General features: G+C 76.6%; 22 protein-coding genes, 1 tRNA gene and 1 pseudogene. 15 read left to right on the top strand and 9 right to left on the bottom strand.

The features are described 5' to 3' along the window. Positions 1-237 precede the first annotated feature (237 nt). The 8 genes and pseudogenes from nadD (at position 238) to holA (ending at position 7,578) form a co-directional block, all read left to right on the top strand. On the top strand, positions 238-984 hold the full coding sequence (gene nadD, locus ACI78Z_RS10505) for a nicotinate-nucleotide adenylyltransferase (protein WP_457036478.1): 747 nt from the start codon (positions 238-240) through the stop codon (positions 982-984). Then, positions 981-1,514 (top strand): ribosome silencing factor, encoded by a 534-nt coding sequence (gene rsfS, locus ACI78Z_RS10500; RefSeq protein WP_457036477.1) that lies wholly within the window; start codon positions 981-983, stop codon positions 1,512-1,514. The genes nadD and rsfS overlap by 4 nt, the downstream gene beginning before the upstream one ends. Beyond that, entirely contained in the window at positions 1,511-2,236 is a 726-nt protein-coding gene (locus ACI78Z_RS10495) for a histidine phosphatase family protein (RefSeq protein WP_457036476.1), read from the top strand. Before rsfS ends, ACI78Z_RS10495 begins: the two co-directional genes overlap by 4 nt. Continuing rightward, positions 2,233-3,201 carry a DegV family protein gene (locus ACI78Z_RS10490; RefSeq protein ID WP_457036475.1) on the top strand — a complete coding sequence of 323 codons (969 nt, stop codon included), beginning with the start codon at positions 2,233-2,235 and terminating at the stop codon, positions 3,199-3,201. The genes ACI78Z_RS10495 and ACI78Z_RS10490 overlap by 4 nt, the downstream gene beginning before the upstream one ends. A 136-nt stretch (positions 3,202-3,337) precedes the next feature. Further along, complete coding sequence (locus tag ACI78Z_RS10485; protein ID WP_457036474.1) at positions 3,338-4,168, top strand: ComEA family DNA-binding protein; 831 nt, start codon at positions 3,338-3,340, stop codon at positions 4,166-4,168. Continuing rightward, on the top strand, positions 4,165-4,908 hold the full coding sequence (locus ACI78Z_RS10480) for a hypothetical protein (protein WP_457036473.1): 744 nt from the start codon (positions 4,165-4,167) through the stop codon (positions 4,906-4,908). The genes ACI78Z_RS10485 and ACI78Z_RS10480 overlap by 4 nt, the downstream gene beginning before the upstream one ends. Next, positions 4,857-6,230 (top strand): annotated as a pseudogene (locus ACI78Z_RS10475) (ComEC/Rec2 family competence protein); the annotation flags it as partial. The gene ACI78Z_RS10480 and the pseudogene ACI78Z_RS10475, both read left to right, overlap by 52 nt. Before the next feature lie 355 nt (positions 6,231-6,585). Beyond that, positions 6,586-7,578: a DNA polymerase III subunit delta gene (holA, locus tag ACI78Z_RS10470; protein WP_457036472.1), complete on the top strand. Its 993-nt coding sequence runs from the start codon at positions 6,586-6,588 to the stop codon at positions 7,576-7,578. A 279-nt stretch (positions 7,579-7,857) separates the two neighbouring features. Here holA and rpsT read toward each other — a convergent pair whose 3' ends face one another. Further along, the gene (rpsT, locus tag ACI78Z_RS10465; protein ID WP_457036471.1) at positions 7,858-8,124 is read right to left on the bottom strand and encodes a 30S ribosomal protein S20; all 267 of its coding nucleotides are present in this window, start codon (positions 8,122-8,124) and stop codon (positions 7,858-7,860) included. 136 nt (positions 8,125-8,260) lie between these two features. Beyond that, positions 8,261-9,235 (bottom strand): phosphotransferase family protein, encoded by a 975-nt coding sequence (locus ACI78Z_RS10460; protein WP_457036470.1) that lies wholly within the window; start codon positions 9,233-9,235, stop codon positions 8,261-8,263. Between the two features lie 76 nt (positions 9,236-9,311). Here ACI78Z_RS10460 and lepA point away from each other — a divergent pair, with 76 nt between their 5' ends. After that, a complete protein-coding gene (gene lepA, locus ACI78Z_RS10455) occupies positions 9,312-11,141 on the top strand; it encodes a translation elongation factor 4 (protein WP_457036469.1) in 1,830 nt (609 codons plus the stop codon). Beyond that, positions 11,138-11,797 (top strand): MOSC domain-containing protein, encoded by a 660-nt coding sequence (locus ACI78Z_RS10450; RefSeq protein ID WP_457036468.1) that lies wholly within the window; start codon positions 11,138-11,140, stop codon positions 11,795-11,797. Before lepA ends, ACI78Z_RS10450 begins: the two co-directional genes overlap by 4 nt. A 10-nt stretch (positions 11,798-11,807) precedes the next feature. On the opposite strand, the gene ACI78Z_RS10445 is transcribed toward ACI78Z_RS10450, so the two are convergent. Further along, the gene (locus tag ACI78Z_RS10445) at positions 11,808-12,218 is read right to left on the bottom strand and encodes a VOC family protein (RefSeq protein ID WP_457036467.1); all 411 of its coding nucleotides are present in this window, start codon (positions 12,216-12,218) and stop codon (positions 11,808-11,810) included. Between the two features lie 172 nt (positions 12,219-12,390). Between ACI78Z_RS10445 and ACI78Z_RS10440 the strand changes: the two genes are divergently transcribed. Further along, positions 12,391-14,184 carry an FAD-dependent monooxygenase gene (locus ACI78Z_RS10440; protein ID WP_457036466.1) on the top strand — a complete coding sequence of 598 codons (1,794 nt, stop codon included), beginning with the start codon at positions 12,391-12,393 and terminating at the stop codon, positions 14,182-14,184. Between the two features lie 9 nt (positions 14,185-14,193). Here the strand turns inward: ACI78Z_RS10440 and ACI78Z_RS10435 are convergent, their stop codons facing one another. Further along, positions 14,194-14,736 (bottom strand): Clp protease N-terminal domain-containing protein, encoded by a 543-nt coding sequence (locus tag ACI78Z_RS10435; protein WP_457036465.1) that lies wholly within the window; start codon positions 14,734-14,736, stop codon positions 14,194-14,196. Positions 14,737-14,738: 2 nt separating this feature from the next. Then, positions 14,739-14,972, bottom strand: a complete 234-nt coding sequence (locus ACI78Z_RS10430) for a helix-turn-helix domain-containing protein (RefSeq protein ID WP_457036464.1) — start codon at positions 14,970-14,972, stop codon at positions 14,739-14,741. A gap of 128 nt (positions 14,973-15,100) precedes the next feature. On the opposite strand from ACI78Z_RS10430, the gene ACI78Z_RS10425 reads away from it, so the two are divergent. From ACI78Z_RS10425 to ACI78Z_RS10415, 3 genes are all read left to right on the top strand, one after another. Further along, positions 15,101-18,685, top strand: a complete 3,585-nt coding sequence (locus ACI78Z_RS10425) for a BTAD domain-containing putative transcriptional regulator (protein WP_457036463.1) — start codon at positions 15,101-15,103, stop codon at positions 18,683-18,685. Between the two features lie 22 nt (positions 18,686-18,707). Then, a complete protein-coding gene (locus ACI78Z_RS10420) occupies positions 18,708-20,096 on the top strand; it encodes an FAD-binding oxidoreductase (protein WP_457036462.1) in 1,389 nt (462 codons plus the stop codon). Between the two features lie 98 nt (positions 20,097-20,194). Further along, positions 20,195-21,598: an FAD-binding oxidoreductase gene (locus ACI78Z_RS10415; protein ID WP_457036461.1), complete on the top strand. Its 1,404-nt coding sequence runs from the start codon at positions 20,195-20,197 to the stop codon at positions 21,596-21,598. A 48-nt stretch (positions 21,599-21,646) separates the two neighbouring features. Here ACI78Z_RS10415 and ACI78Z_RS10410 read toward each other — a convergent pair whose 3' ends face one another. From ACI78Z_RS10410 to selD, 4 genes are all read right to left on the bottom strand, one after another. Further along, positions 21,647-21,955, bottom strand: a complete 309-nt coding sequence (locus ACI78Z_RS10410) for a hypothetical protein (protein WP_457036460.1) — start codon at positions 21,953-21,955, stop codon at positions 21,647-21,649. Beyond that, positions 21,952-22,437, bottom strand: a complete 486-nt coding sequence (locus ACI78Z_RS10405; RefSeq protein ID WP_457036459.1) for a YbaK/EbsC family protein — start codon at positions 22,435-22,437, stop codon at positions 21,952-21,954. Before ACI78Z_RS10405 ends, ACI78Z_RS10410 begins: the two co-directional genes overlap by 4 nt. After that, positions 22,434-23,402: a zinc-binding dehydrogenase gene (locus ACI78Z_RS10400; protein WP_457036458.1), complete on the bottom strand. Its 969-nt coding sequence runs from the start codon at positions 23,400-23,402 to the stop codon at positions 22,434-22,436. Before ACI78Z_RS10400 ends, ACI78Z_RS10405 begins: the two co-directional genes overlap by 4 nt. Positions 23,403-23,645: 243 nt before the next feature. After that, positions 23,646-24,653, bottom strand: a complete 1,008-nt coding sequence (selD, locus tag ACI78Z_RS10395) for a selenide, water dikinase SelD (protein ID WP_457036457.1) — start codon at positions 24,651-24,653, stop codon at positions 23,646-23,648. Positions 24,654-24,676: 23 nt separating this feature from the next. Here selD and ACI78Z_RS10390 point away from each other — a divergent pair. Next, positions 24,677-24,772, top strand: a tRNA-OTHER gene (locus tag ACI78Z_RS10390). The last annotated feature ends 116 nt before the right edge of the window (positions 24,773-24,888 follow it).

Genomic DNA, 24,888 nt, shown 5'->3' with positions numbered 1-24,888 from the left:
GCCGTAACCCGGTCCACCGGGGCTCGTTGCACCCGGTGGGTGCCGGGTGTCCCGGCGCCGGTGGCGGTCCCGGTGTCCGCGGGGCCGCTGCCGGCCGCGGCCGGCAGCACGGGGGAGCCGGTCGTGCAGGACCCGTGCTGGGCCCCGCTGCGGAGTTCCGGGCGGGGAGGCCCGTGCCCGCTGTCCGGGGCCGGTCCTCGCGGGCCGGTCCCGGACCCGCCCGGTTAGGCTCGATCGGTGGCAGGTCGGCGGGTCGGGGTGATGGGCGGGACGTTCGACCCCATCCACCACGGGCACCTCGTGGCGGCGAGCGAGGTCGCGGTGCTGTTCGGGCTGGACGAGGTGGTCTTCGTGCCCACCGGCCAGCCGTGGCAGAAGAGCGACCGGCACGTGGCCCCCGCCGAGGACCGTTACCTCATGACCGTCATCGCCACCGCCTCCAACCCGCGGTTCTCGGTGAGCCGGGTCGACGTCGACCGCGGCGGGCCCACGTACACGATCGACACGCTCACCGACCTGCAGCGGCAACGGCCCGACGACGAGCTGTTCTTCATCACCGGCGCCGATGCCCTCTCCCAGATCCTCAGCTGGCGGGACAGCGACCGCTGCTTCGACCTCGCGCACTTCATCGGCGTCACCCGCCCGGGCTTCGACCTGGGCGCGTCCCACCTGCCGGAGGGGGCGGTCAGCCTGGTCGAGGTGCCGGCGCTGGCGATCAGCTCCAGCGACTGCCGGGACCGGGTGGGCCGGGGGATGCCGGTCTGGTACCTGGTGCCCGACGGCGTCGTCCAGTACATCGAGAAGCGCGGCCTCTACCACGCGCGCCCGGGCGTCCGGCCCGTCGCCCGCGAGGGCGTGCCCCACGGCGCGGCCCCGCCGGCCGGGGACCGCCCCACGTACGACCGGCCGCCGGCGACCGCTCCGCAGACCGACAGCCCGTCTCCCGAACCACCGACCACCGATCTCCAGGAGGTACCCCGATGACCGCCTCGACCGAGGCGCGGGAGACCGCACTGCTGGCCGCCCAGGCCGCCGCCGACAAGCTGGCGACCGACGTCGCGATCGTCGACGTCAGCGAGCGGCTGGCCATCACCGACGCCTTCGTGCTCGCCTCGGCGCCCAACGAGCGCCAGGTGCAGGCGATCGTCGACGAGGTCGAGGAGCGTCTCCGGCAGCACGGCGTCAAGCCGGTGCGCCGCGAGGGTGTGGCCGAGGCGCGCTGGGTGCTGCTCGACTTCGTCGACGTCGTCGTCCACGTGCAGCACGCCGAGGAGCGCGCCTACTACGCGCTCGAGCGGCTGTGGAAGGACTGCCCGACCATCCCCTTCGTCGACCGCGCCGCACCGCCCGCCGCGGCCCCGTCCGACGGGGCGGCCACCGGGGGGACCGCGACGCTCTCGGCCGACGACGTCGACCCGACCGGCGCCGACCCCACGCCGCTGCGGCCCGAGCCCGCGGAGGCCCCGGCCGGCGGAGCGCCGGAGGCGGACGAGCCGGAGGCGACCGGCAGGTGAGCGACGTCCCGGCGCTGCCGGTGCCCAGGCTGGTCCTCTGGCGGCACGGGCGCACCGAGTGGAACGCCGCGGGCCGGTTCCAGGGGCAGCTGGACCCACCGCTGGACGACGTCGGCCGCCGCCAGGCGCGGCGCGCCGCCCCGCACCTGGCCGCGCCGCTGCCCGCGGGCACCCTCGTGGTCTCCAGCGACCTCGGCCGGGCGGCGGAGACCGCGGTGGCGCTCACCGACGTGCTCGGGGTGCCGCTGCGGCTGGACGCCCGGCTGCGGGAGGTCGGCATGGGCTCCTGGGAGGGGCTGACCCGGCAGGAGGTCGCCGAACGCCATCCCGGGCAGTACGCCGACTGGCTGGCCGGGCGGCCCATCGTCGGACGCGGCGGCGAGGACGCCGCGGACGTCCCGGCCCGGGCGCTGGCCGCGCTGCGCGCGCTGCCCGAGGCGCCGGCCGCCGTCGTCGTCACCCACGGTGGGACCTCCGCGCGGCTGATCGAGGCCCTGCTCCGGCTGGGCCCGGAGCACCGCCGGGTCTTCGGCCCCCTGGCCAACTGCGCGTGGAGCGAACTGGCCGAGCAGAGCGGCCGGTGGCGGCTGCTGCGGCACAACACCTCCGCACCCGACCTGCCCGACGGCCCGGTACCGCGGCCCGGCGCCCGCCGCCCGGACGCCGGAGCCAGCCCCGAGGAGGGGGCGCCGGGTCCCGCGCAGGACGCCGACGCCCTGTGAGCCCGCCCGCCGGGCCCGCCCCCGGCCGGCCGCCCGCGGCCGCGGGCGAGGCGCGGCCGCAGCCCGTCGCCGTGGTCACGGACTCCTCGGCCTACCTCCCCGCCCCGCTAGTGGAGCAGTACGCGGTCGAGGTCGTGCCGCTGTACGTCGTCATGGCCGGGCACTCCGGCCGCGAGGGGGACGACATCGGGCCGGCGGACGTCGCCCGGGCCCTCGGCGTCCGCGGCCAGCGCGTCTCGACCTCCCGGCCGACGCCCGGGGACTTCGTCGCCGCCTACCGGCGGCGGCTGGACGCCGGAGCCCAGCGGATCGTCTCGGTGCACCTGTCCGCGGAGCTCTCCGGGACGGTGGACGCCGCCCGCCTGGCCGCCGCCCAGGTCGGGGAGCACGTCGTGACGGTGGTGGACTCCCGCTCCGCGGCGATGGGCAACGGCTTCGCGGTCCTCGCCGCGGCCCGCGCGGCGGCGCGCGGCGCGGACCTGGCCGCCGTGGCCGCGGCTGCGCGGGACACCGCCGCCGCGACCCGCACGCTCTTCGTCGTGGACACCCTCGAGCACCTGCGCCGGGGCGGCCGCATCGGGCACGCCGCGTCGATGATCGGCACCGCGCTGTCGGTCAAGCCGGTACTGCACGTCGCCGACGGCCAGGTGGTGCCGCTGGAGAAGGTGCGCACGGCGGCCCGGGCCCTCGTCCGCCTGGTGCAGCGGGGGGTGGAGGCCGCCGCGGGGAGGCCCGTGATGGTCGCCGTCCACCACCTGGCCGCGCCCGAGCGGGCCGAGCGGCTGGCCGCCGAGCTCGAGGAGCGGATCCCCGGACTGCGCGAGCTGTACGTCAGCGAGCTCGGTGCGGCCATCGGCGCCCACGTGGGCCCGGGAGCCGTGGGCCTCGTCGTGGCGCCGGCCGGTGCGCCGCCTGCCGAGCAGGACGACGCGCAGGACCGTCCGCAGGAGGCGGAGGACCGGTAGCCGGGACGGGCGGAGCACCAGGGCAGCGTGCCCGTTCCGCCCGCTCGCGGGCCCTCGGTGTCCACAGGGGCGCCGGCCGTCCACAGTCCGGCGGCGACCCGCCCGGCCGCGTGCGCTGCTCCCTAGCGTCGCGCCGGTGCGCCTACCCTCCCGCCGCAGCGACGACGCCGATCTCATCAGGGCACGGCTGCGGGCCCTGCTGGACGAGAGCCGCCGGCCCGGCTGGGTGCTCGACGACGCCGAGGCCGAGGAGCCGCTCGACCCGGAGCCGGAGGAGCTCCCGGTCGCGGCGGAGGAGGAACTGCCCGCCGGCTTCGGGCGGCACCGTGCGCCGGGCAGCGCCGTGCGGGTGGCCCCCGGACGCCGAACGGCGTGGTCGCTGTGGGTCGTGGGCCTGCTCGCCGCGCTCCTCGTGGTCGGCGGCACCTGGCTCGGCCGTCCGCAGGTGGAGGCGGCGCCGGTCGAGCCGGCCCCCGCCGCGGAGCCGGCCGTCGAGGGTCCGGCAACGTCGCCGTCGGTGGGGGTGGCGGCCGACTCCGCGGCCACGGTCGTGGTCTCCGTCGTGGGGTCGGTGGCGCGGCCCGGGTTGGTCACCCTGCCGGAGGGCGCGCGGGTGGCCGACGCGGTGGCGGCCGCGGGCGGCCTGCTGCCCGACGCGGACCCGGCCTCGGTCAACCTCGCCGCGGTCGTCTCCGACGGCCAGCAGGTGGCGGTCGGCCTGCCCGGCGCGGCGGCCGGCGGGGCCACCGGCGGGGCGGCCACCGGGTCCGGGCCGGGCCCGGTCGACCTCAACACGGCCACCGCCGCCGATCTCGACGCGCTGCCGGGTATCGGCCCGGTGCTCGCCGCGCGGATCGTCGAGCACCGCGAGCGCAACGGGCCCTTCCGCAGCGTGGAGCAGCTGGACGACGTCCCCGGCATCGGCCCGACCACCTACGCGGAGCTGGCCGAGCTGGTGACGGTGTGAGGACCGTGCCGGAGCGCTGGTCGTGGGTGGACCTGCGGCTGGCCCCCGTGGCGGCGGCCGTCTGGGGCGGCACCCTGCTGGCGCCGCTGCTGCCGGTCCCGGTCCTCGCCGCCGTGGTGCCGGCCGCCGTCCTCGCCGCGGTCGCGGTGTCCCGCCGCAGCCGGTCGCCGACCGCGGTGGTCCTGCTCGGCGTCCTGGCGGCGCTGGCGGTCACGGCGAGCACGGCGGCGGTCCGGGAGGCCGCACGGGAGGCCTCGCCGCTGGCCGGGGCCGCGGAGGCACGGCGGACGGTCGAGCTGGTCCTGGAGCTCGACGGCGACCCGACCGCGGTGCGCGGGGCAGGCCCGCCGCGGGTCGTCGTCGAGGCCACGGTCACCGCGCTGGACGACGGGGGGACGCGCACCCGGCTGGACGACGCCGTGGTGCTCTTCGGCGCCGCCCACGAGTGGCTCGGGCTGCTGCCGGGCCAGGCGGTGCGCGTCCGGGCGGCGGTCTCCGCGGCCGCGGCCGACGAGGGGCTGGTGGCGCGGCTGTCGGCGCGGTCGCCCCCGACGGTGCTCGGCAACCCACCGTGGATCAGCGGGCCGCCGGAGGGCTGCGGGAGGGGCTGCGCGACGCCGCCGTCCGGGTGCTCGGGTCGCAGGCGGGCGGGCTGCTGCCGGGCCTGGTGGTGGGGGACACGCGGGCGATGGACCCGGTGCTCGTCGAGGACTTCCGGCGGGCCGGGCTGGCCCACCTGACGGCGGTGTCCGGCGCCAACGTGGCCATCGTGCTCGCCGGGGTGCTGGCGCCGCTGCGCCGCCGGGCGGTCGACCGGCGGCTGCAGGCGCTGCTCGCGGTCCTGGCGCTGGCCGGGTTCGTGGTGCTGGCCCGGCCCAGCGCCAGCGTCGTGCGGGCGGCGGCGATGGGCGCGGTGACCCTGCTGGCGCTGGCCACCGGGCGGTCCCGCGCGGCGCTACCCGCCCTGGGCGGGGCCGTGGTCGTGCTGCTGCTCCTCGACCCTGGCCTGGCGCGGGACGCCGGCTTCGCGCTCTCCGTCGCGGCCACCGCGGCGATCGTGCTCCTGGCGCCGGGCTGGTCCCGCCGCCTGCGGAGCCGCGGCTGGCCGCTGCCGCTGGCCGACGCGGTGGCGGTCGTCGCCGCCGCCGGTCTCGCCACCGCGCCGCTGGTGGCCGGGCTGTCCGGTCTGGTGAGCCCGGTGTCGCTGCCGGCCAACCTGCTCGCCGCGCCGGCAATCGCGCCCGCCACGGTGCTCGGCCTGCTGGCCGCGCGCGCGCTCCCGGTCGTGCCGCCGCTGGGGGACGCGCTGGTCTGGCTGGCGGGGTGGCCGGTGCGCTGGCTGGTCGTCGTCGCCGAGCGCGCTGCAGCGCTGCCCGACGGCGCCACCGGGTGGCCGGCCGGCGCCCGGGGTGCGGTGCTGCTGACCGTGCTGATCCTGGCGGTGGGCTGGCTGCTGTGGCGCTTCCCCCGTGCACGGCCACTGGCGCTCGCGGCGCTCGTCGGCGTCGTGGTGCTGGGCTGGCCGCTGCGGCAGGTCACCCGCGGCTGGCCGCCGGAACGCACCGTCCTCGTCGCCTGCGACGTCGGCCAGGGCGACGCGCTGGTGGTGCCGACCGGGCCGCGGGAGGGCGTGCTCGTGGACGCCGGTCCGGAGGTCGGGCCGGTCGACCGCTGCCTGGACCGGCTGGGGATCGACACGCTGCCCCTGGTGCTGGTCACCCACCTCGACGCCGACCACGCCGGCGGGCTGGCCGGGGCACTGTCCGGGCGGCAGGTCGGCGTGGTCGCCACCGGCACGCTCTCCCCGGCCGAGGACCGGGCCGGCCGCCTGGATGCCGCGGTGCGGCGAGCGGGTGGCGAGCGGGCCGTCCTCGTCCCCGGCGACCGCCGCACGGTGGGGACGGCGACGATCGAGGTGCTCGCCCCGCCGCCGGAGACCGCCACGGCCGCGCTGCCGGCCAACGACCTGTCGCTGGTGGTCCGCGTGACCCAGCGCGGGGTCCGGGTGCTGCTCACCGGCGACCTGAGCGGGGCGGCCGAGGCACGCATCGTCGCCCGCGGCGTCGACCTGCGGGCCGACGTGCTCAAGGTGCCCCACCATGGCAGCGCCGACGCCGACCGCAGCTTCTTCGCCGCCACCGGAGCGCGCGTGGCCCTCGTCTCGGTGGGCGCGGACAACACCTACGGCCACCCGACGGCGCGGGTGCTGTCCTGGCTGGCGGAGGACGGCGTGCGGGTGCACCGCACCGACCGGCAGGGCGACCTGGCCGTGGCCGGGGACGCCGGGGACTGGGGCGTGGCCGTCCGCGGTCCCGGGGACGGCGTCGCCGCGGCCGGCGACCGCGACGCACCGACGGTGGCGGTGGCCGCCCGTGCGGGAGGCCGGGAGCGTCGGCCCCGCGTGACACCATGCCGGTGTGGCCGCAGCACCCCCCGCACCGACCTCCCGCCTGCGCGCCGTGGTCGGCGAGGAGGAGCTGCTCCGCTCGCGCGCCGTGTCCGCGGTGCGCGCCGCGGTGCTCGAGCGCCACCCCAACGCCGAGCTGCACGAGCTGCCGGCCCAGGGGCTGCCCGTGGGCCAGCTCGCCGACGTCCTCGCCCCGTCGCTGTTCGGCACCCACCGGCTGGTCGTCGTCACCGGGGTGCACGAGGCCGCCGGCGCGCTCGTCGACGCGCTGACGGGCTACACCAAGGACCCCGACCCCGACCTGACGCTGGTGATCGTCCACTCGGGCGGCAAGCGCAACGAGGCGCTGGTCAAGGCGTTCACCGCTGCCGGTGCGGCCGTCGACGACTGCCCGAAGGTCAGCTCCGTGGGCGACCGCATCGCCTTCGTGCGCAACGAGGTCCGGAGCGCGGGCGGGCGGATCACCCCCGACGCGGCGTCGGCCCTGGTCGAGGCGATCGGCGCGGACCTGCGGCAGCTGTCCTCGGCCGCCACGCAGCTGGTCTCGGACTTCGGCGGCACCATCGACGCCGACGGCGTCGCCCGCTTCCACCGGGGACAGGCCGAGGTCACCGGCTTCACCGTCGCCGAGCGGGTGCTGGTCGGTGACCGGCAGGGCTCGCTGGAGATGCTGCGTTGGGCGCTGCAGCGCGGTGTCGCGCACGTGCTCATCGCCGACGCGATCGCCGACGGGGTGCGGACCGCGGCCCGCGTCTCCTCGGTCCGCAGCTCCAACCCCGGCGACCTGGCCCGCACGCTGAAGATGCCGCCGTGGAAGGTCAGGAAGGCCCAGTCGCAGGCGCGCGGCTGGAGCATCGACGGCCTGCAGCAGGCCATCGGGGTGGCCGCCGAGCTCAACGCCGACGTCAAGGGCGCAGCGGCCAGCGCCGACTACGCCCTGGAGCGGGCGATCCGCCGGATCGTCGACATCCGCCGGGAGACCGGGCGCGGCGTCCGCGGCTGAACAGGACCCCCTGCCCCCACCCGCCGTCGGCCCCCTCCAGGGCACCGCCGCAGGCCTCGTCCCGGATCCCGCTGGCCCCCTGCAGGGTTCCGCCGCGAGCCTGCGAGTGGCGGGGAGCAGGGGGTCCTTCCGCGAAGGGTGGGGAGGACGAGCCCCCCTCACGGTGGGGAGGAGCGGGTCCGTCCCCGTTCGGGGGGCCGCAGGCCCCGGGAACGCGACGAGCCCCCGTCCCGCAGGGGGAGGGGGCTCGTCGGACGGCCGCGCGGACGCGGCCGGAGCTCAGCGGGAGAGGCCCGCCAGCTGCTTGGCCATGCCCGACTTGCGGTTGGCGGCCTGGTTCTTGTGGATGACGCCCTTGCTGGCCGCCTTGTCCAGCGCCTTGCTGGCGGTCTGCAGCGCGGTCGTCGCGGCCGCGGTATCCCCGGTCGCCGCGGCGGTGCGGAAGCGGCGGACGGCCGTCTTCAGCGCGGACTTGACGGCAACGTTGCGCTGACGCGCCTTCTCGTTGGTCTTGTTCCGCTTGATCTGGGACTTGATGTTCGCCACGCGTGAGCCTCGGGTGTCTCTCGGGAGGGAGTACTTCTGGACAGTGCGTCCGGACGGCGTGCGTCAGCGGACCGGTCTGCCAAGATACCAGCGTCGCCCGGCCGGCCCCAACCCGCGGTCGGCTCGACGCAGCAGGTCACAGCGGCCGGGCCAGGCCGCCGTCCACCCGCCGCCGGGCCCAGGCCAGGGCGGCGTCGTGGAACCGGCGCTGGAAGTCCCGCACGGTCGGCAACCCGGGCGGTGGCCGCCGTCGCATCTCCTGCGCCCACGTCCCGGTCAGCGCAACCAGCAGGTCGGTCACGTCCGCGGGATCGGCGGCCGCCACGACGGGGGAGTCGGCCACCAGCAGCTCCGGGTCCACGCCCCCGTGCACGGCCGGGTCGAGGGCGAACAGCACGGTGTCCACCCAGGCCGCACCGCGGGCCGCCCACGGCCAGTCGACGACGACCACGGCGCCTTCCGCGGTGACCAGCAGGTTGTCGGCGCGCACGTCGAGGTGGACCAGCGTCTCCCCGGACAGCCCGCCCGAAGCGGTCAACCGGCCGATCGCGGCGGCCAGCCAGTCCAGGTGCCGGCGCTCCCAGGGGTCGAGATCGGCCGGCGGCCGTCCGGCCAGCGCGCCCCACGCGGTCAGCTGGCCGGCGAGCCGGTCCGCGACGGGCGGCAGGCCCGGGACCGGGCACGGGGTGCCGGCCCGCGCGAGGTCGGCGAGGACCGGCACGACCTGCGCCGCGGCCGCCGGCGTCCACGGCAGGGCGGGCGGCTCGCCGTCCACCGCGTCGAAGAGCAGCGCCACCCAGGTCGCGCCGTCGACGTTCTGCTCGGTCCACCACCGCAGACGCGGTGCAGGGAGGTCCGGCGGGAGTGCCGCGGCGACCCTGGCCTCGGTCCGGTGCAGATCAGGGGTGTCCGGGTTGAGTGGCGTGCCGACGGCCTTGACGAAGGCCTGCGTCCCGTCGGCGCAGGTGAGCACGGCCGCCGTCCCGGGGGAGAAGCCCCCGGGACGGTCGGTCACGCTGGCCACGGGGGAGCCGAGCGCCGCCTCGATGTCCGCGCGCAGCGGCGCGGGGAGCTCCGGGTACGGCAGCCGGGGGCTGCCCGCGGGCGTCATGGCAGAACTGTCGGCGAGCGCCGCCTCGCGGGCAATCGCCTCACCGGCCCGGGCGCCGTGGGACGATGGGGGCACTGTGACGACTCCCGCCTCCACCGACCCGGCCCGCATCCGGAACTTCTGCATCATCGCCCACATCGACCACGGCAAGTCGACGCTGGCCGACCGGATGCTCGAGGTCACCGGGATCATCGAGGCGCGGCAGATGCGCGCCCAGTACCTCGACCGGATGGACATCGAGCGCGAGCGCGGCATCACCATCAAGGCGCAGAACGTGCGCCTGCCGTGGCAGGTCGAGGACACCGACTACGTCCTCGACATGATCGACACCCCCGGCCACGTCGACTTCACCTACGAGGTGTCCCGGTCACTGGCCGCCTGCGAGGGCGCGGTACTGCTCGTCGACGCCGCCCAGGGGATCGAGGCCCAGACGCTGGCCAACCTCTACCTGGCGCTGGAGAACGACCTCACGATCATCCCGGTCCTCAACAAGATCGACCTGCCGGCCGCCCAGCCGGAGAAGTACGCCGCCGAGATCGCGCACATCATCGGCTGCGACCCCTCGGACGTGCTCAAGGTCAGCGGCAAGACCGGTGAGGGCGTGCCGGAGCTGCTGGACGCGATCGTGGCGCAGATCCCCGCGCCGGTGGGCGACGCCGGGGCCCCGGCCCGGGCGATGATCTTCGACAGCGTCTACGACATCTACCGCGGCGTCATCACCTACGTGCGGGTCGTCGACGGCCGGATCTCCAGCCGTGAGCGGATCAAGATGATGTCGACCGGCGCCACCCACGAGCTGCTCGAGATCGGCGTCATCTCCCCGGAGCCCAAGCCGGTCGACGGCCTCGGGGTCGGCGAGGTCGGCTACTTCATCACCGGCGTGAAGGACGTCCGCCAGTCCCGGGTCGGCGACACCGTCACGCTGCAGCACCGTCCGGCCGCCGAGCCGATCGGCGGCTACAGCGACCCCAAGCCGATGGTCTACTCCGGCCTCTACCCGATCGACGGGAGCGAGTACCCGCTGCTGCGCGAGGCGCTGGACAAGCTGCTGCTCAACGACGCCGCGCTGACCTACGAGCCGGAGACCTCCGCCGCGCTCGGGTTCGGGTTCCGCGTCGGCTTCCTCGGACTGCTGCACCTGGAGATCGTCCGCGAGCGGCTGGAGCGCGAGGCCGGCATCAGCCTGATCTCGACCGCGCCGAACGTCGTCTACCGGGTGGTCATGGAGGACGGCAGCGAGATCACCGTGACCAACCCCAGCGACTGGCCCGAGGGCAAGATCGACAAGGTCTTCGAGCCGGTCGTCAACGCCACGATCATCGCGCCGAGCGACTACACCGGCGCGATCATGGAGCTCTGCCAGAGCCGGCGCGGCCAGCTCGGCGGCATGGACTACCTGAGCGAGTCCCGGGTCGAGCTGCGGTACACGCTGCCCCTCGGCGAGATCATCTTCGACTTCTTCGACGCGCTGAAGTCGCGCACCCGCGGCTACGCGAGCCTGGACTACACCGAGGCCGGCGAGCAGGAGTCCTCGCTGGTCAAGGTGGACATCCTGCTGCAGGGCGAGGCCGTCGACGCGTTCAGCGCGATCGTGCACAAGGACAAGGCCTACAGCTACGGCGTGATGATGGCCGGCAAGCTGCGCGAGCTCATCCCGCGGCAGCAGTTCGAGGTGCCGATCCAGGCCGCCGTCGGCTCCCGGGTGATCGCCCGCGAGACGGTCCGCGCCATCCGCAAGGACGTCCTCGCCAAGTGCTACGGCGGTGACATCACCCGCAAGCGGAAGCTGCTGGAGAAGCAGAAGGAGGGCAAGAAGCGGATGAAGATGGTCGGCCGCGTCGAGGTCCCCCAGGAGGCCTTCGTGGCCGCGCTCTCCACCAACGAGTCCACCGCCTCCAAGAAGTGACCCGCGGCCGCCTCGACGCGGTCTGCGTCTCCGGCAGCGACCTGCTGCCGCTGCCCGGCCGGCGGCCGAACCGCAGCGGCATCGACAAGCGGCCGGTCGCCGGGCGGGTCGCCGTCCACCCGCTCGGGCTGGACGGCGACGTGCAGGTCAACCGCAAGTACCACGGCGGCGAGGGCCAGGCGGTCTACGCCTACGCCCAGGAGGACGCCGGCTGGTGGTCCGCCGAGCTCGACCGCGAGCTGCCACCCGGCCGGTTCGGCGAGAACCTGCGGACCAGCGGGCTGGACCTCACCGGCGCGGTGCTGGGGGAGCGCTGGCGGGTGGGGACGGCGCTGTTCGAGGTGACCGCCTGCCGCATCCCGTGCGCGAACTTCGAGCGCTTCTGGGGCGTGCCGCAGCTGGTCAGGCGGTTCACCGCCCGCGGGGCCAGCGGCGCCTACCTGCGGGTGCTCGAGACCGGGGACGTCGGCGCGGGTGACGCCGTCGAGGTGGTCTCCCGGCCCGGCCACGGGGTCACCGTCGGCCTGCTGTTCCGGGCGACGACCACCCAGCGCCGCCGGCTGCCGGAGATCGCGCCCGCGCTCGAGCACCTCCCGCTGGAGGACCGGCCGAAGCTCGCGGCCAGGATCGCCGCGCGGACCGGTGTTCCGGTCTGAGCGTCGCCGCTCAGTGCAGCCAGGGCGCGTAGGACAGAGCGACGACCAGGCCCTCCACCGACTGCAGCCGGGCCACCGTCTGGCCCCACGGCTCGGTGCGCGCCCCGTGCAGGAGCTGGTGACCGGCGGCCTCCAGTTCCGCCGCGCCGTGGGCGACCGCAGCGGCGTCGGCGAGCTCGAACTCGATGCTGGCCTGCGGCACCGGCCGGTCGGCCGGCCAGTCCGGCGCACCGAAGCAGGCCTGCGCGGCCTCGGCGAGCGGCCAGACCCCGAAGTGCTTGCTGCCGTCGAGGTGCTCGCTGGCGAAGTACTCGCCCGCGAGGCGTTCGAGCGGCAACCCGAGGGCGTCCACGTACAGCCGTCGACTCTGCTCCGGGTCGGGTGCGATGACGCTGACGCTGGCGACGAAGAGGACCTCCATGGACCCACCGTGCCCCCTGCGACGCGGCGGTGCCGACCCGGTTGCACACCGTCCCGGGCGGCGCAGTGGCCGCGGCGAGGTGTCCCACCGGGACCGTCAGCCGACTCCTTCCCCTGACCGGGGCGCCGCTCCACCATCGGGTGCATCCGACAGGCGGAACGCGGAGGTACCGATGACCCGAGCCCAGTCCCCCTCTGGCGTGCCGGTGCCGCGAGGCGGGTCCCCGGACGTCGACGTCCTCGTCGTGGGCGCCGGTCCGACCGGCCTCACGCTGGCCTGCGACCTGCGTCGCCGCGGTCTCGCCGTCCGGGTGGTCGAGCGACTGCCCCGGCCCGACGTCAAGTCGCGCGGCAAGGGCGTGCAGCCCCGCACGCTCGAGGTCTTCGACGACCTGGGCCTCGTCGACCGGGTGCTCGAGGCCGGGTGGTCCCGCGACCTGCGCCTGCGCTGGTACGTCCAGCAGGAGCTGCTCGTGGACCTGCGCCTGCCGGGGCGTGACCCGCTGCCCGACACGCCACATCCGAACCTCGTGCTCATCCCGCAGTGGCGCACCGAGCAGATCCTGCGCGAGCGGCTGGCCGAACTGGGCGGGACGGTCGAGTGGAACCGCGAGCTGGTGGGCCTGGAGCAGGACGGGGACGGAGTCCTCGCCTCCGTAGCGACGTCCCCGGACGGCGCCGTGGAGACGATCCGGGCCGCCTGGGCGGTGGGCTGCGACGGCGGTCACAGCCGGGTGCGGGACCTGCTGGGGCTGGCGCTGGAGGGCGACTCCCGCCCGGAGCGCTTCCTGTTCGGCGACGTGGAGGTCGAGGGGCTCGAGCCGGCCGGCAGCGCGTTCGTGTGGTTCGACGGCGGGGAGTACCTCGCGGCCAGCCCGTTCCGTGGCCTGCGCTCCTGGCAGGTGCAGGCCAGCCTGCCCGCCGGGACCGAGGAGCCGGGGTCGCTGGAGCTGCTGCAGCGGCTGTTCACCGAGCGCAGCGGGCTGCCGCACGTCCGGCTGTCCTCCCCGACCTGGCTGTCCACCTGGCACAGCAACGTGCGGCTGGTCGACCGCTACCGGGTGGGCCGGGTGCTGGTGGCCGGCGACGCCGCGCACCTGCACAGCCCGGTCGGCGGCCAGGGGATGAACACCGGCATCCAGGACGCCTACGACCTCGGCTGGAAGCTGGGGCTGGTGGTCCGGGGCCGCGCCTCCGACCGCCTCCTCGACACCTACGAGGAGGAGCGCCGGCCGATCGCGCAGGCCGTCCTCAGCGGCAGCGACCTCGGGTACCGCGCGGTCTTCGGTGCCGATCCGGTCACCACCTTCCTGCGCGAGCACGTCCTGACCCCCGCGCTCGCGGTGCCGGCCGTGCAGCGGGCCATCCTCGGGGGTGTCAGCGAGCTGGACCTCGACTACCGCGGGAGCTCCCTCGCCGAGGACCGCCGCACACCCGTGACCGCCACCCGGTGGCGCCCCGGTCGCGATGACGAGCGCGCCGGCGCGGTCGACCAGGTCCGGTTCGCGCGGGGCGTCCACGCCGGGGACCGTGCCCCTGACGGCACGGTCCGGGACGCGGCCACCGGGGAGTCCCGTCGGCTGTTCGACGCCTTCCGCGGCCCCCGGTGGACCCTGCTGCTCTTCGACGGGGAAGCCCGTACCGACGACGGCTACACCTCGCTCACCCGGATCGCCGACGAGGTCGAGCGGGTCTTCGGGGCCGACGTCCGCGCCTGGGTGGTGGTCTGGGGACGGCAGTCGCCCGCCGGGCTGGCCGGGCGGCAGGTGCTCCTGGATCCGGACGGCGCGACGCACCGGCGGTACGGCGCGACCGCCGAGGCGCTGTACCTGGTCCGCCCGGACGGCTACGTCGGGCTGCGGGCGCAGCCGGCCTCGGAGGAGGTCGTGCTGCGGTACCTGGGTCGGGTGCTCGACCGGGTCGGCGGCGACGTCCCGCAGCCGGCGCCGCCATCCCCGACGCGGTGAGGGCGGGGCTCAGCCGGCCAGCGCCGCGGTGACGTCGGCGCGCAGCGCCTGCGGGTCGACGCCGCGGTCGAGCAGCACCTTCATGGCCAGCCCCTGTCCCTCGCGGAGCAGCCCCAGGGCGATGTGCCCGTCGGTGATCCGGTTGGTGCGCATCGCCAGCGCCTCGCGCAGCGCGAGCTCCAGGACCTTCTTCGCGCGGGGCGTGAACGGGATGTGCCCTGGGAGCTTCGACCGCCGGCACCTGCGGGGGGCGTCCAGGGCACCCGGTCCGAAGGTCGCCTCGGCGACGTCCCGGACGGCGTCCAGGTCGATGCCCAGGGTGCGGAGCGCCTCGGCGTCCAGGTCCTCGCCGCCGAGGTGGGCCGCGACCGCCTCCGCGACCTCGTCGTGCGCGAGCCCGTGCCGGCGCAGGACCGCGGTCGTCGCCGTGTCGAGCCGGAGCAGGGCGAGCAGCAGGTGCTCGGTCCCGACGGACTCGTGCCCCCGCGTGCGGGCCTCCTCCTGGGCCAGGACGACGACCTGCCGGGCGTCGGGCGTGAAGCGTTCGAACACGGTCAGTCCCTCCGCCGGAGCGGCCCGCGGCCGCCTGCGTACTTCTTGTGCACCGCCTGCCGGGTGACGCCGAGCAGCTGGGCGATCTGCTCCCACGTCCACCCGTGGTCGCGGGCGTTCTCCACCTGCAGCGCCTCCAGCCGCTCGACGAGGGTCCGCAGCGCGCGGACCGCCTCGAGCCCGACCGCGGGGTCGAGGCTGCTGGCGGCGGAGGCCACCTGCGCTGTGTCGGCCATGGCGTCAACTTTGATTGACGTAGCCGACACTGTCAACCTGCTTTGACAGGCAGGTTTCCGGACGGCGTCGCGGCGAGGACCCCTGGCGCGGCGGTCCTCCTCTACGGTGCGCCGCGGGAGGAGGCGTCGTGGACGGGATCCCGCCGCTGGAACTCCGCCTGCTGGGGCCGTTCGTCGCCGCCCGCGGCGACGCCGTCCTCGACCTGGGCGGGCCCCGTCAGCGTGCCGTGCTCGCCCTGCTCCTCGTCGCGCGCGGCGAGACCGTCCTGCGCGAGCGGCTGGTCGACGCCCTCTGGGGCGACCGGCCGCCGGCCGACGCCGCGGGCGCGCTCCAGGCGTACGTGTCCCACCTGCGGCGCGGTCTGCAGCCGGGCAGTCCCGCCCGGACCCGCTCCGAGGTCATCGTGCGCGAGGGGCCGGGCTACGCCGTCCGGTTGCCGCCGGACGCCGTGGACGCCTGGCGGTTCGAGGACCTGCTCGGCCGGGCCCTCGACGCGGCCGACCCCGCCCGCAGGGCCGAGCTGCTCGGCGCGGCGCTGGCGCTCTGGCGCGGTCCTCCGCTCGTCGAGTACGCCGACCAGCCGTGGGCCGAGCCGGAGATCGCCCGGCTCGGGGAGCTGCGCGCCGTGGCCCGCGAGCGGTTGCTCGCCGCCCGGCTGGACCGGGGCGAGGCGGTGCTGCTGGTGCCGGCCCTGGAGACCCTGGTGGCCGAGGAGCCGCTGCGGGAGGAGCGGTGGCGGCTGCTCGCCCTGGCCCTCTACCGCGCGCACCGGCAGGCCGACGCCCTGGGCGTGCTGCGCCGGGCGCGGACGACGCTGGCCGACGAGCTCGGCGTCGACCCGGGTCCGGCGCTGCGCGACCTCGAGCAGCAGGTGCTCACCCAGTCGCCCCTGCTCGACTCCCCGGCACCCGCCCCCCGAGCTCCGGCAGCGCCACCCGCGACGCCGGCCCCCCAGGGTGAGGAGCTGCTCGACCGGGAGGCCGAGCTGGCCGCCGTCCGCTCCGCGCTCGACGACCTCGCGCACGGCGAACCGCGCCTCCTGCTCGTCGAGGGCCCCGCCGGCATCGGCAAGACCCGGCTGCTCACCGAGGTCCGGCGGCTGGCGGGCGCCCGGTCCATGCGGGTGCTGTCGGCGCGCGGCAGCCAGCTGGAGCGCTCCTTCGGCTTCGGCGTGGTGCGCCAGCTCTTCGAGCCGCTGCTGGCCGGCGGGCGCCGCGACGAGCTGCTCTCCGGAGCCGCCGCCAGTGCCCGGGGCGTGTTCGACCTGTCCGCGGGCGAGGTCGTCGACGGCTCGTTCGCGGTGCTGCACGGGCTCTACTGGCTCACGGTCGACCTCACCGCGGAGGGCCCCGTCGTGCTGGCCGTGGACGACGTGCAGTGGTGCGACGCGGCGTCCCTGCGCTTCCTCGCCTACCTGGCCCGCCGGCTCGACGCCGTCCCGGTGCTGGTCGTCGCCACGGCGCGCGCGGGGGAGGAGGCCGACGACGAGGCGCTGCTCACCGAGCTCGCCCTGGAGCCGTGCGCGGTCGTGCTCCGACCGGGACCCCTGTCACCCGAGGCCACCGCCCGCATGGTGGCCCGCCACCTCGGCGAACCCGTGTCCCCGCTGTTCGCCACCGCCTGCCACCGCACCACCGGGGGCGTCCCCCTGCTGCTGCGTCAGCTGCTGCGCGCGCTGGAGGCCGACCGGGTCCGGCCCGACGCCGCGCACGCCGACACCGTGGTGGCCGTCGGCTCGCGCGCGGTCTCGAGCATGGTGCTCGTGCGGCTGCGCCGGATGCCACCGGGCGTGGCGGACGTCGCGCGGGCGGCCGCGGTCCTGGGTGACGGCGCCGCGCTGCCGGTGGTCGCCGGGCTCGCCGGGAAGGACGAGGCGGCCACCGCGGCGGCGCTGGCCACGCTGGCCCGCGCCGAGGTGGTGCGCGACGAGCAACCGGTCGCCTTCGTGCACCCGCTGGTCCGGGAGGCCGTCTACCGCGACCTGCCGGCCGCCGAGCGGGAGCTGCGCCACGAGCGCGCCGCCGCCCTGTTGCGCGCCGCGGGCGCCAGCGACGAGCAGGTGGCCGCCCACCTGCTGCTCGCCCCGCGGCGCCGCGACGACACGACGGTGACGGTGCTGCAGGGGGCCGCGCGGACGGCCGCCGACCGCGGCGCCACCGACAGCGCGGTCACCTACCTGCGCCGCGCGCTGGCCGAGCCGCCGCCGGAGGAGCGGCGCTGCGACGTGCTCACCCAGCTCGGCCTGCTCGAGGCGCTGCTGGACGGCGCGGCCGGCGTGGAGCACCTCCTGGAGGCCCACGCGACCCACCCCGACCCGCGGGTGCGCGCGGACATCGCTCCCGCGGTCGCCCGCGTCCTCGTGTTCGCCGGGGAGCGCGGCGCGGCCGCCGCGTTCGCCCGCGAGGCGGCCGGCACCCTGCCGCAGGAGCTGGCCGACCACCGGCAGGCGCTGGTCGCCATCGAGCTGACCAGCGGCTACATGCAGGCCCTCGACCCCGCCACCTGGCGCCGGGAGGTCCCCGACCCGGTCGGCACCGGACCCGGCGCGCAGATGCTCGCGGCCGCGCTGGCCTTCGACGTCACCATCCAGGGCACCGACCGCGATCGCGCGGTGCGCCTGGCCCGTCTCGCGCTCGACGGGGACCGGCTCTGGGCGGTCGACAACGGTCTGTTCTGGATCGTCGCCGCGGTCATCCGCATGGTGGCCGACGACGACCTCGGCGACTTCTGGCACCGGGCCCGGGCCGAGGCGCACGCGCGGGGCTCGCTGTTCGCGGCGATGTCGACCAACGTGTGGCAGGGCTTCTGGCACGTGCGCCGCGGGGAGTTCGACGAGGCGGAGTCCTGCTTCGCGGCCGCCCTCGAGCAGGACCGCATGTGGGGCGGGGCCGGCGTCGGCGCGCCCTACACGTACGCCTTCCGGATCGGTGGGCTGCTCGACCGCGGCGACGTCGCCGCCGCCCGCGCGGCCGCCGACGCCGCCGCGGACGTCCCAGCCATGGGGGACGGCGCGCGGCTGCTCCGGCTCGCCGGCGCGCGGCTGCTCGTCGCGGAGGGCCGCTTCGCCGACGCGCTCCCCGCGCTGGCCGCCGTCCCGGCGCCGGTACCGATCGCCAACCCGGCGTGGGATCCGTCGCGCGGCATCGCCGCGGCCGCCCTGGCCGGGCTCGGCCGCACCGGGGAGGCCGTCGGGCTGCAGGCGACCGAGGTCGAGCTGCTGCGCCGCTGGGGGGCGCCGACCGCCCTCGGGTCCGCGCTGGTGCGCCTCGGCCTGCTCCGGGGCGCGGACGGCGTCGGCGACCTGCGCGAGGCCGTCGCGCTGCTGGACCGCACGGAGGCCGCGGTCGAGCGCGCTCGCGCCCGCTGCGCCCTCGGCAGCGCGCCCGGCGTGCCGGACACCGAGGCGGTACCGCTGCTGCGAGCCGCCCTCGTCACCGCCGCCGATCGCGGCGCGGTCGACCTGCGGGAGCGGGCGCGGGCGGCGCTGGCCGCGCGCGGCTGTCCGGACGACGGGCACCGCGACCTGCCCCGGCGGCCGTCGGCCACCGAGCGCCGGATCCTGGACCTGGTCGCGGCGGGCGCCGGGGTCCGGGAGGTGGCCCAGCAGCTGTTCCTGACGCCGGGCACCGTGCAGACCGTGCTGGAGTCGGCGTCCGGAGGGTCGCTGACCGGGGCCTCAAGTCCTCCTCAAGTGCCGGGCGGCACGGTGTGAGGACCCCGACCGGAGGAGTGCGGTGATCCAGCAGCTGGCGATCGGCCCCACCCGCGCGGAGGTGCTCCGCGGGCTCTGCGGCGGTGCGGTCCACCTCCCCGGCGACCCGGCGTACGACCTCGCCCGCGGCGCCTGGAACCTCCGTGTGGACGACCGGCCCGCCGCCGTCGTCTACCCCGCCTTCGCCGACGAGGTGGCCGAGGTCCTGCGCGCGGCCGCGGCGGCGGGGCTCGCCGTCGCCCCCCAGGGCACCGGTCACGGCGCGCCGCCGCTGGAGGGGCGGCTCGCCGACGCCGTCCTGCTGCGCACCGCGGCCATGGCCGAGCTGCAGGTGGACCCCGGCCGGCGGACCGCCCGGGTCGGCGCCGGCGTCCTCTGGGGCGACCTCACCGACGAAGGGGCGCGGCACGGGCTGGCGGCGCGGCACCCGTCGTCCCCCGACGTCGGCGTGGTCGGCTTCTCGCTGGGCGGGGGGATCGGCTGGTACGCCCGGCGGCTGGGACTGCAGTCCAGCGCGGTCACCGCGGTGGAGCTCGTGCTCGCCGACGGGACGCCCGTGCGCGCCACGGCCGACCGCGAGCCCGAGCTGTTCTGGGCGCTGCGCGGGGGTGGTGCCCCGCTCGGCGTGGTGACCGCGCTGGAGTTCGACCTGTTCCCGCTGGAGACCGTCGTCGCCGGGTTCCTCGCCTGGGACTGGACGGAGGTCGAGCGGGTGCTGCCCGCGTGGGTGGCCTGGTGCGCGGAGGCGCCGGAGGAGGCCACGACGGCCTTCCGGCTGCTGCAGGCCCCGACGGACGGCGTCCCCTCTGAACTGTGCGGCCGCCGGCTGGTCGTGGTCGACGGCGCCGTGCTGGGGGACGACGCGTCCGCCGCGGAGGTGCTCGCGCCGTTGCGGGCGCTGGGGCCCGAGTTCGACACCGTGACGCGGGTGCCGGCCGCCTCCCTGGTCCGCCTGCACCTCGAGCCCGAGGGCCCGACGCCGGGCTACGCGAGCAGCACGCTGATCAGTGAGCTCCCGGACGCCGCCGTCGCGGCGCTGGTCGCCGCCGTCGGCCCGGGGTCGGGCAGCGCGCTCACCGTCGCCGAGCTGCGCCAGCTCGGCGGCGCCCTCTCCCGGCCCGACCCGGCCGGTGGCGCGCTGGCCTCGCTGGACGGCGCCTTCCTCGCCCTGGGCCTGGCCCTGGGGGAGGACCCGGACCGCTGGCCGCAGCTGCACGCCGACGCGGCCCGCTACCTCGCCGCGCTCGAGCCCTGGGCCACCGGGCGGCACTATCTGCCGATGCTCGACGAGCGCACCGACACCCGGAAGGTCTTCGCGCCCGGGGTGCACGCGCGGCTGGCGGAGATCCGGCGCGCCGTCGACCCGGACGGCCTGTTCGTCGACCCGCACCCGCCGGCGCCCGCGACCTGAGCCGGACCTGAGGCCGGCCCTCAAGGCGGTCACAGCTGTCCCGCAGGACATCGGCGGAACGGTTCCTCCCGTCAGCTCGACCAGACCTGGAGGACCCCGTGACCACCATCCTCGACGCTCCCCCCACCACCGGCGCGCACCTCGCGTTCGACGAGCTCCGCGACCGGCTGACCGGCGCCGTGTACACCCCCGGCGAGCCCGGCTACGACGCCCTCGTCACCCCCTGGAACCTCTCCGTGCCGATGCGACCGGCCGCCGTCGTCGACGTCCGCACCCCTGCCGACGTCGTGGCCGCCGTCCGCTTCGCGGGCGCGCACGGCCTGACCGCCGGCGTCCAGGCCACCGGCCACGGCGCCGAGTCCTCGCTGGCCGGGCACCTGCTGGTCGTCACCCGCGGCCTCGACGAGGTCACCGTGCACCCGGAGGGGTGGGCGCGGGTGGGCGCCGGCGTCAAGTGGCGGCGGCTGGTCGAGGCGGCCGCTCCGTACGGCCTGGCGGGCGTCAACGGCTCGACGACGGACGTCAGCATCGTGGGCTACACCACCGGTGGCGGGGTGGGCCCGCTGGCCCGGACGCACGGCATCAACGCCGACCGGGTGCGCGCCTTCGAGGTCGTCACCGGCGACGGCGTCTTCCGGCGGGTGACTCCGACGGAGTACCCCGATCTGTACTTCGCCCTGCGGGGCGGCAAGGGCGCGGCCGGCATCGTCACCGCCCTGGAGTTCAACCTGATCCACCTGCCGACCTTCTACGGCGGGGCGGTTTACTTCGACGGGGCCGACGCCGCCGCCGTCATCGACCGGTGGCGCGGCTGGGCGGACGACCTGCCTGAGCTGGGCACGACGTCGTTCGCGGTCTTCCAGCTGCCGCCGGTGCCCGAGATCCCGCCGCCGCTGGCCGGCCGGACCTCCCTCGCCATCCGGTTCCTGTGGACCGGGAGCCCGGACGAGGGTGCCCGGCTGCTCGACGAGATCCGCGCGGTGGCACCGGTGATCCTCGACGACGCGAGCCTGCGTCCCTACACCGAGATCGACCACGTGCACGCCGACCCGGTCGACCCGACGCCGGTGGTCGACCCGGCGATCCTGCTCGACGCCTTTCCGGCCGAGGCCGCCGACCGGCTGCTGTCCCTGACCGGCCCCGGGTCCGGGTCGCCGCAGCTGCTGGTCGAGGTCCGGCACCTGGGCGGCGAGTACGCACGGGAGGGCGCGCACCCCAGCGCGTTCAGCCACCGGGCCGCGCGGTTCAGCGTGCTGACCGTCGGGATGGCGATGGACGAGGCGATGCGGGCAGGAGCCCTCGCCCACGCCCACCAGGTGTTCGCCGCGCTGGCCGACTGGGACACCGGCGGCGTGTGGCCGAACTTCGGCGTCCCGCACGACGCGGCCTCGGCGCGGCGGTCCTACGACCCCGCGACGCTGGCCCGGCTGGCCGAGGTGACCCGCACCTACGACCCGCAGGGCGTGCTGCAGGCCGGGCACTACACGCGGGTGGTGGGCTGACCGGCGCCGGCCGCCCGGCCGTGCCGGTGGCCCCGGGCCACCGGCACGTCAGGCGCCGTCGTGGACGTCGTAGTGGGCGACCGTGACCTCGCGGTCGACCAGGAAGCGGTCGTCCTCGGGGTAGAGGACCGCGCGCGTGACGTCGTCGCCGGCGAACCCGCGGACGGCGTCCAGCGAGGACCAGGAGCTGAGGGTGACCCACCTCGGTGCGGCCGTCATCCAGGTCCCGGGTGAGCAGGTACGCCTCGACGTTGCCGGGGTGGACCGATACTGCGCGATGCCTGTCTCCTCGACGTGGGAGACGTAGGCGTCGCCGTCCTCGGTGCGGACCCGGCCGCGCCAGACGCGGGCGATCATGGTCCACCCTCCTCGAGGGGTCGGGCCACGGCCGCCTCGTCGCCCCCGGTCAGCCGCAACAGGTCGGCGTAGGTGAGCGAGACCATCGTGTGGTGGTCGCCGCCGCCGGCCCAGAGCAGCGGGTACCGGGCGAGGTCGACGTCCACCAGCGACCGCAGCGGAGCCGGGTGACCGGCCGGCGCCACCCCGCCGACCTCCTGACCGGTGGCCGCGAGCACGAGCTCCGCGGTCGCCCGCCGCACCCGCCGCGCGCCGACCAGCGCCGCGACCTTGGTGGTGTCCACCCGGTGCGCGCCGCTGGCCAGCACGAGCAGCGGTGCGCCGTCGGCGTCGAAGACCAGGCTGTTGGCGATCGCGCCCACGTCGCAGCCGAGCGCCTCGGCGGCGGCCGCCGCGGTGGGCACCGGCTCCTCGAAACGGCGCACCTCGGCCGCCACCCCGGCCTCGCGCAGCGCGGCGACCACCCGGTCGACGGGACTCACGGGAACGTGAAGACGATCTTCCCGGCCGTCCGGCCCTCGAGCATGCGCTCGAAGCCCTCCCGCGCCTGCGTCAGCGGCAGCTCGACGTCGATGACCGGGCGGACGCCGGTGGCCGCGCACATGCGCATGAGCGCCTCCAGCTCCTCGCGGGTGCCCATCGTGGAGCCGATGACCGACAGCTGGGTGAAGTAGACCCGGTTCAGCTCGGCGCCGGGGTTGAAGCCGGTGGTCGCGCCGGAGATGACGATGACGCCGCCGGGCTTGAGCGACTTGACGCTGTGGCTCCAGGTCGCCTCGCCGACGGTCTCCATGACGCCGTCCACCCGCTCGGGCAGCCGCGCGCCGGTCTCGAACGCCTGCTCCGCGCCCAGCTCGAGGGCCGCCTGCCGCTTCTCCTCGCTGCGGCCGGTCACCCAGACCCGGAAGCCGGCCGCCCTGCCCAGCACGATCAGCGCGGTGGCGACGCCGCCGCTGGCGCCCTGCACCAGCACGGTGTGCCCGGGACGCAGGCCCGACTTCACGAACAGCATCCGGTAGGCGGTCAGCCAGGCCGTGGGCAGGCACGCGGCCTCGGCGAAGGACAGCTCGGCCGGCTTGGGCAGCACGTTGCGCCGGGGGACGGCGACCTGCTCGGCCATGGTGCCCTGGTACAGCTCGGAGAACAGCGTCCGCTTCGGGTCCAGGGTCTCGTCGCCGGTCCAGTCCGGGCTCGCGACGACGCCGTGGACGACGACCTCGTTGCCCTCCTCGTCGAGCCCGGCGGCGTCGGTGCCGAGGATCATCGGCATCCGCTCCTGCGGCAGGCCGACGCCGCGGAGGCTGAACAGGTCGTGGTGGTTCAGCGAGACGGCCTTGACCTGCACCGTCGTCCAGCCGTCGGGCACCTCCGGCTCGGGGCGCTCGCCGACCTCCAGGACGGAGAGCGGGTCCTTCGGGGCAGGCGTCGAGACGAACGCAGCGAGCATGGTCGGACGCTAACGGAGCGACTGCCCGGCAGCGACGCGGGGCCACGGCGGTGGCCGGGGCAGCGCCTGGCCGAGCGAGCAGTTCCGGTCGGTGACACGCGCGGACGCGCCGGGCGGGACGGCCGCACCTGCCCACTCGACGACTCCGACGACGACTCGCCTACCGGACGACGACACGGGTCCGCTTCCGCGCCGCGGTCCGCTCCTCGCTGGCCGGCGCTCGCTGCGATGCTCCCGCGGCTGTCAGCGGACGACGACGACGTGCTCGCCGCGTGGCACGAACTCGCCGATCACCGGGGCACCCGGCACCTCGCCGCCCAGCAGCAGCCCGCCGGAGGTCTGCGCGTCGGCCAGCAGCAGCGCCTCGTCCCCGGAGACCGCGGACAGGTCGGTGTGCGGGCGCACCCAGTCCAGGTTGCGCCGCGTGCCGCCCGAGACGAAGCCCGCGGCCAGCGCCTCCCGCGCCCCGGTCAGGTAGGGGACGGCGGCGGCGTCGACCACCGCGGTCACCCCGCTGGCCCGGGCCAACTTGTACAGGTGGCCGAGCAGGCCGAAGCCGGTGACGTCGGTGCCGGCGCGGATGCCCGCGGCGACCGCGGCCCGGCCGGCGTCCCGGTTGAGCGTCGTCATCGCCGCGACAGCCTCCTCCGACACCTCGCCGGTGGCCTTCATCCGGTTGTTCAGCACCCCGATGCCCAGCGGCTTGGTCAGCGACAGCGGCGTCCCGGCGACCGCGCCGGAGTTGGTGATGACCCGGTCGACGTCGACGACGCCGGTCACCGCCATGCCGTACTTGGGCTCGGGGTCGTCGATGGAGTGCCCGCCGCCGACGTGGCAGCCGGCCTCCTGCGCTGCCTCCAGCCCGCCCCGCAGCACCTCGGCGGCGAGCTCGGCGGGCAGCACGTCGCGCGGCCAGCCGAGCAGGTTCACCGCGACGACGGGGGTCCCGCCCATGGCGTAGACGTCGGAGAGCGCGTTGGTCGCCGCGATCCGGCCGAAGGTGTACGCGTCGTCGACCACCGGGGTGAAGAAGTCGGTCGTCAGCACCAGCCCCTGCCCCCCGGCGATCCGGACGACGGCCGCGTCGTCGCCGGCGTCCAGGCCGATGACCAGCTCGGCGGCGGGGTCGGCCGGGCCGGCCGCGGTCAGGCCCGCCACCACCGTCTCGAGCTCGCCGGGCGGGATCTTGCAGGCGCAGCCGCCGCCGTGCGCGTACTGGGTGAGCCGGATGCGGGCGGGGGCGGTGGTCACGCAGCCACCGTAAGCTCCCCGGCGGAGGCGTCAGGGTGTCTGGTGGCCCCCGCGGCCTCTAAAGCCGACGTGGCCGAGCAGCTCGGTCAGGCGGGTTCGATTCCCGTCCGCCTCCGCCAGCTCACCGTGGGGGGGGGGGGCCGGGGGGGGGCCCCCCCCCCCGGCCGCGCCCCACCCGGCCGGCCGGGCCGCCGCCCGCGGCCCGGCCCCGCCCCACCCCCCCCCCCCCCCCCCC

This window comes from Geodermatophilus sp. SYSU D01176 (assembly GCF_054050015.1).
The sequence above is the reverse complement of the archived record's forward strand: the minus strand, read 5'-3'. Positions and strand labels throughout refer to the sequence as shown.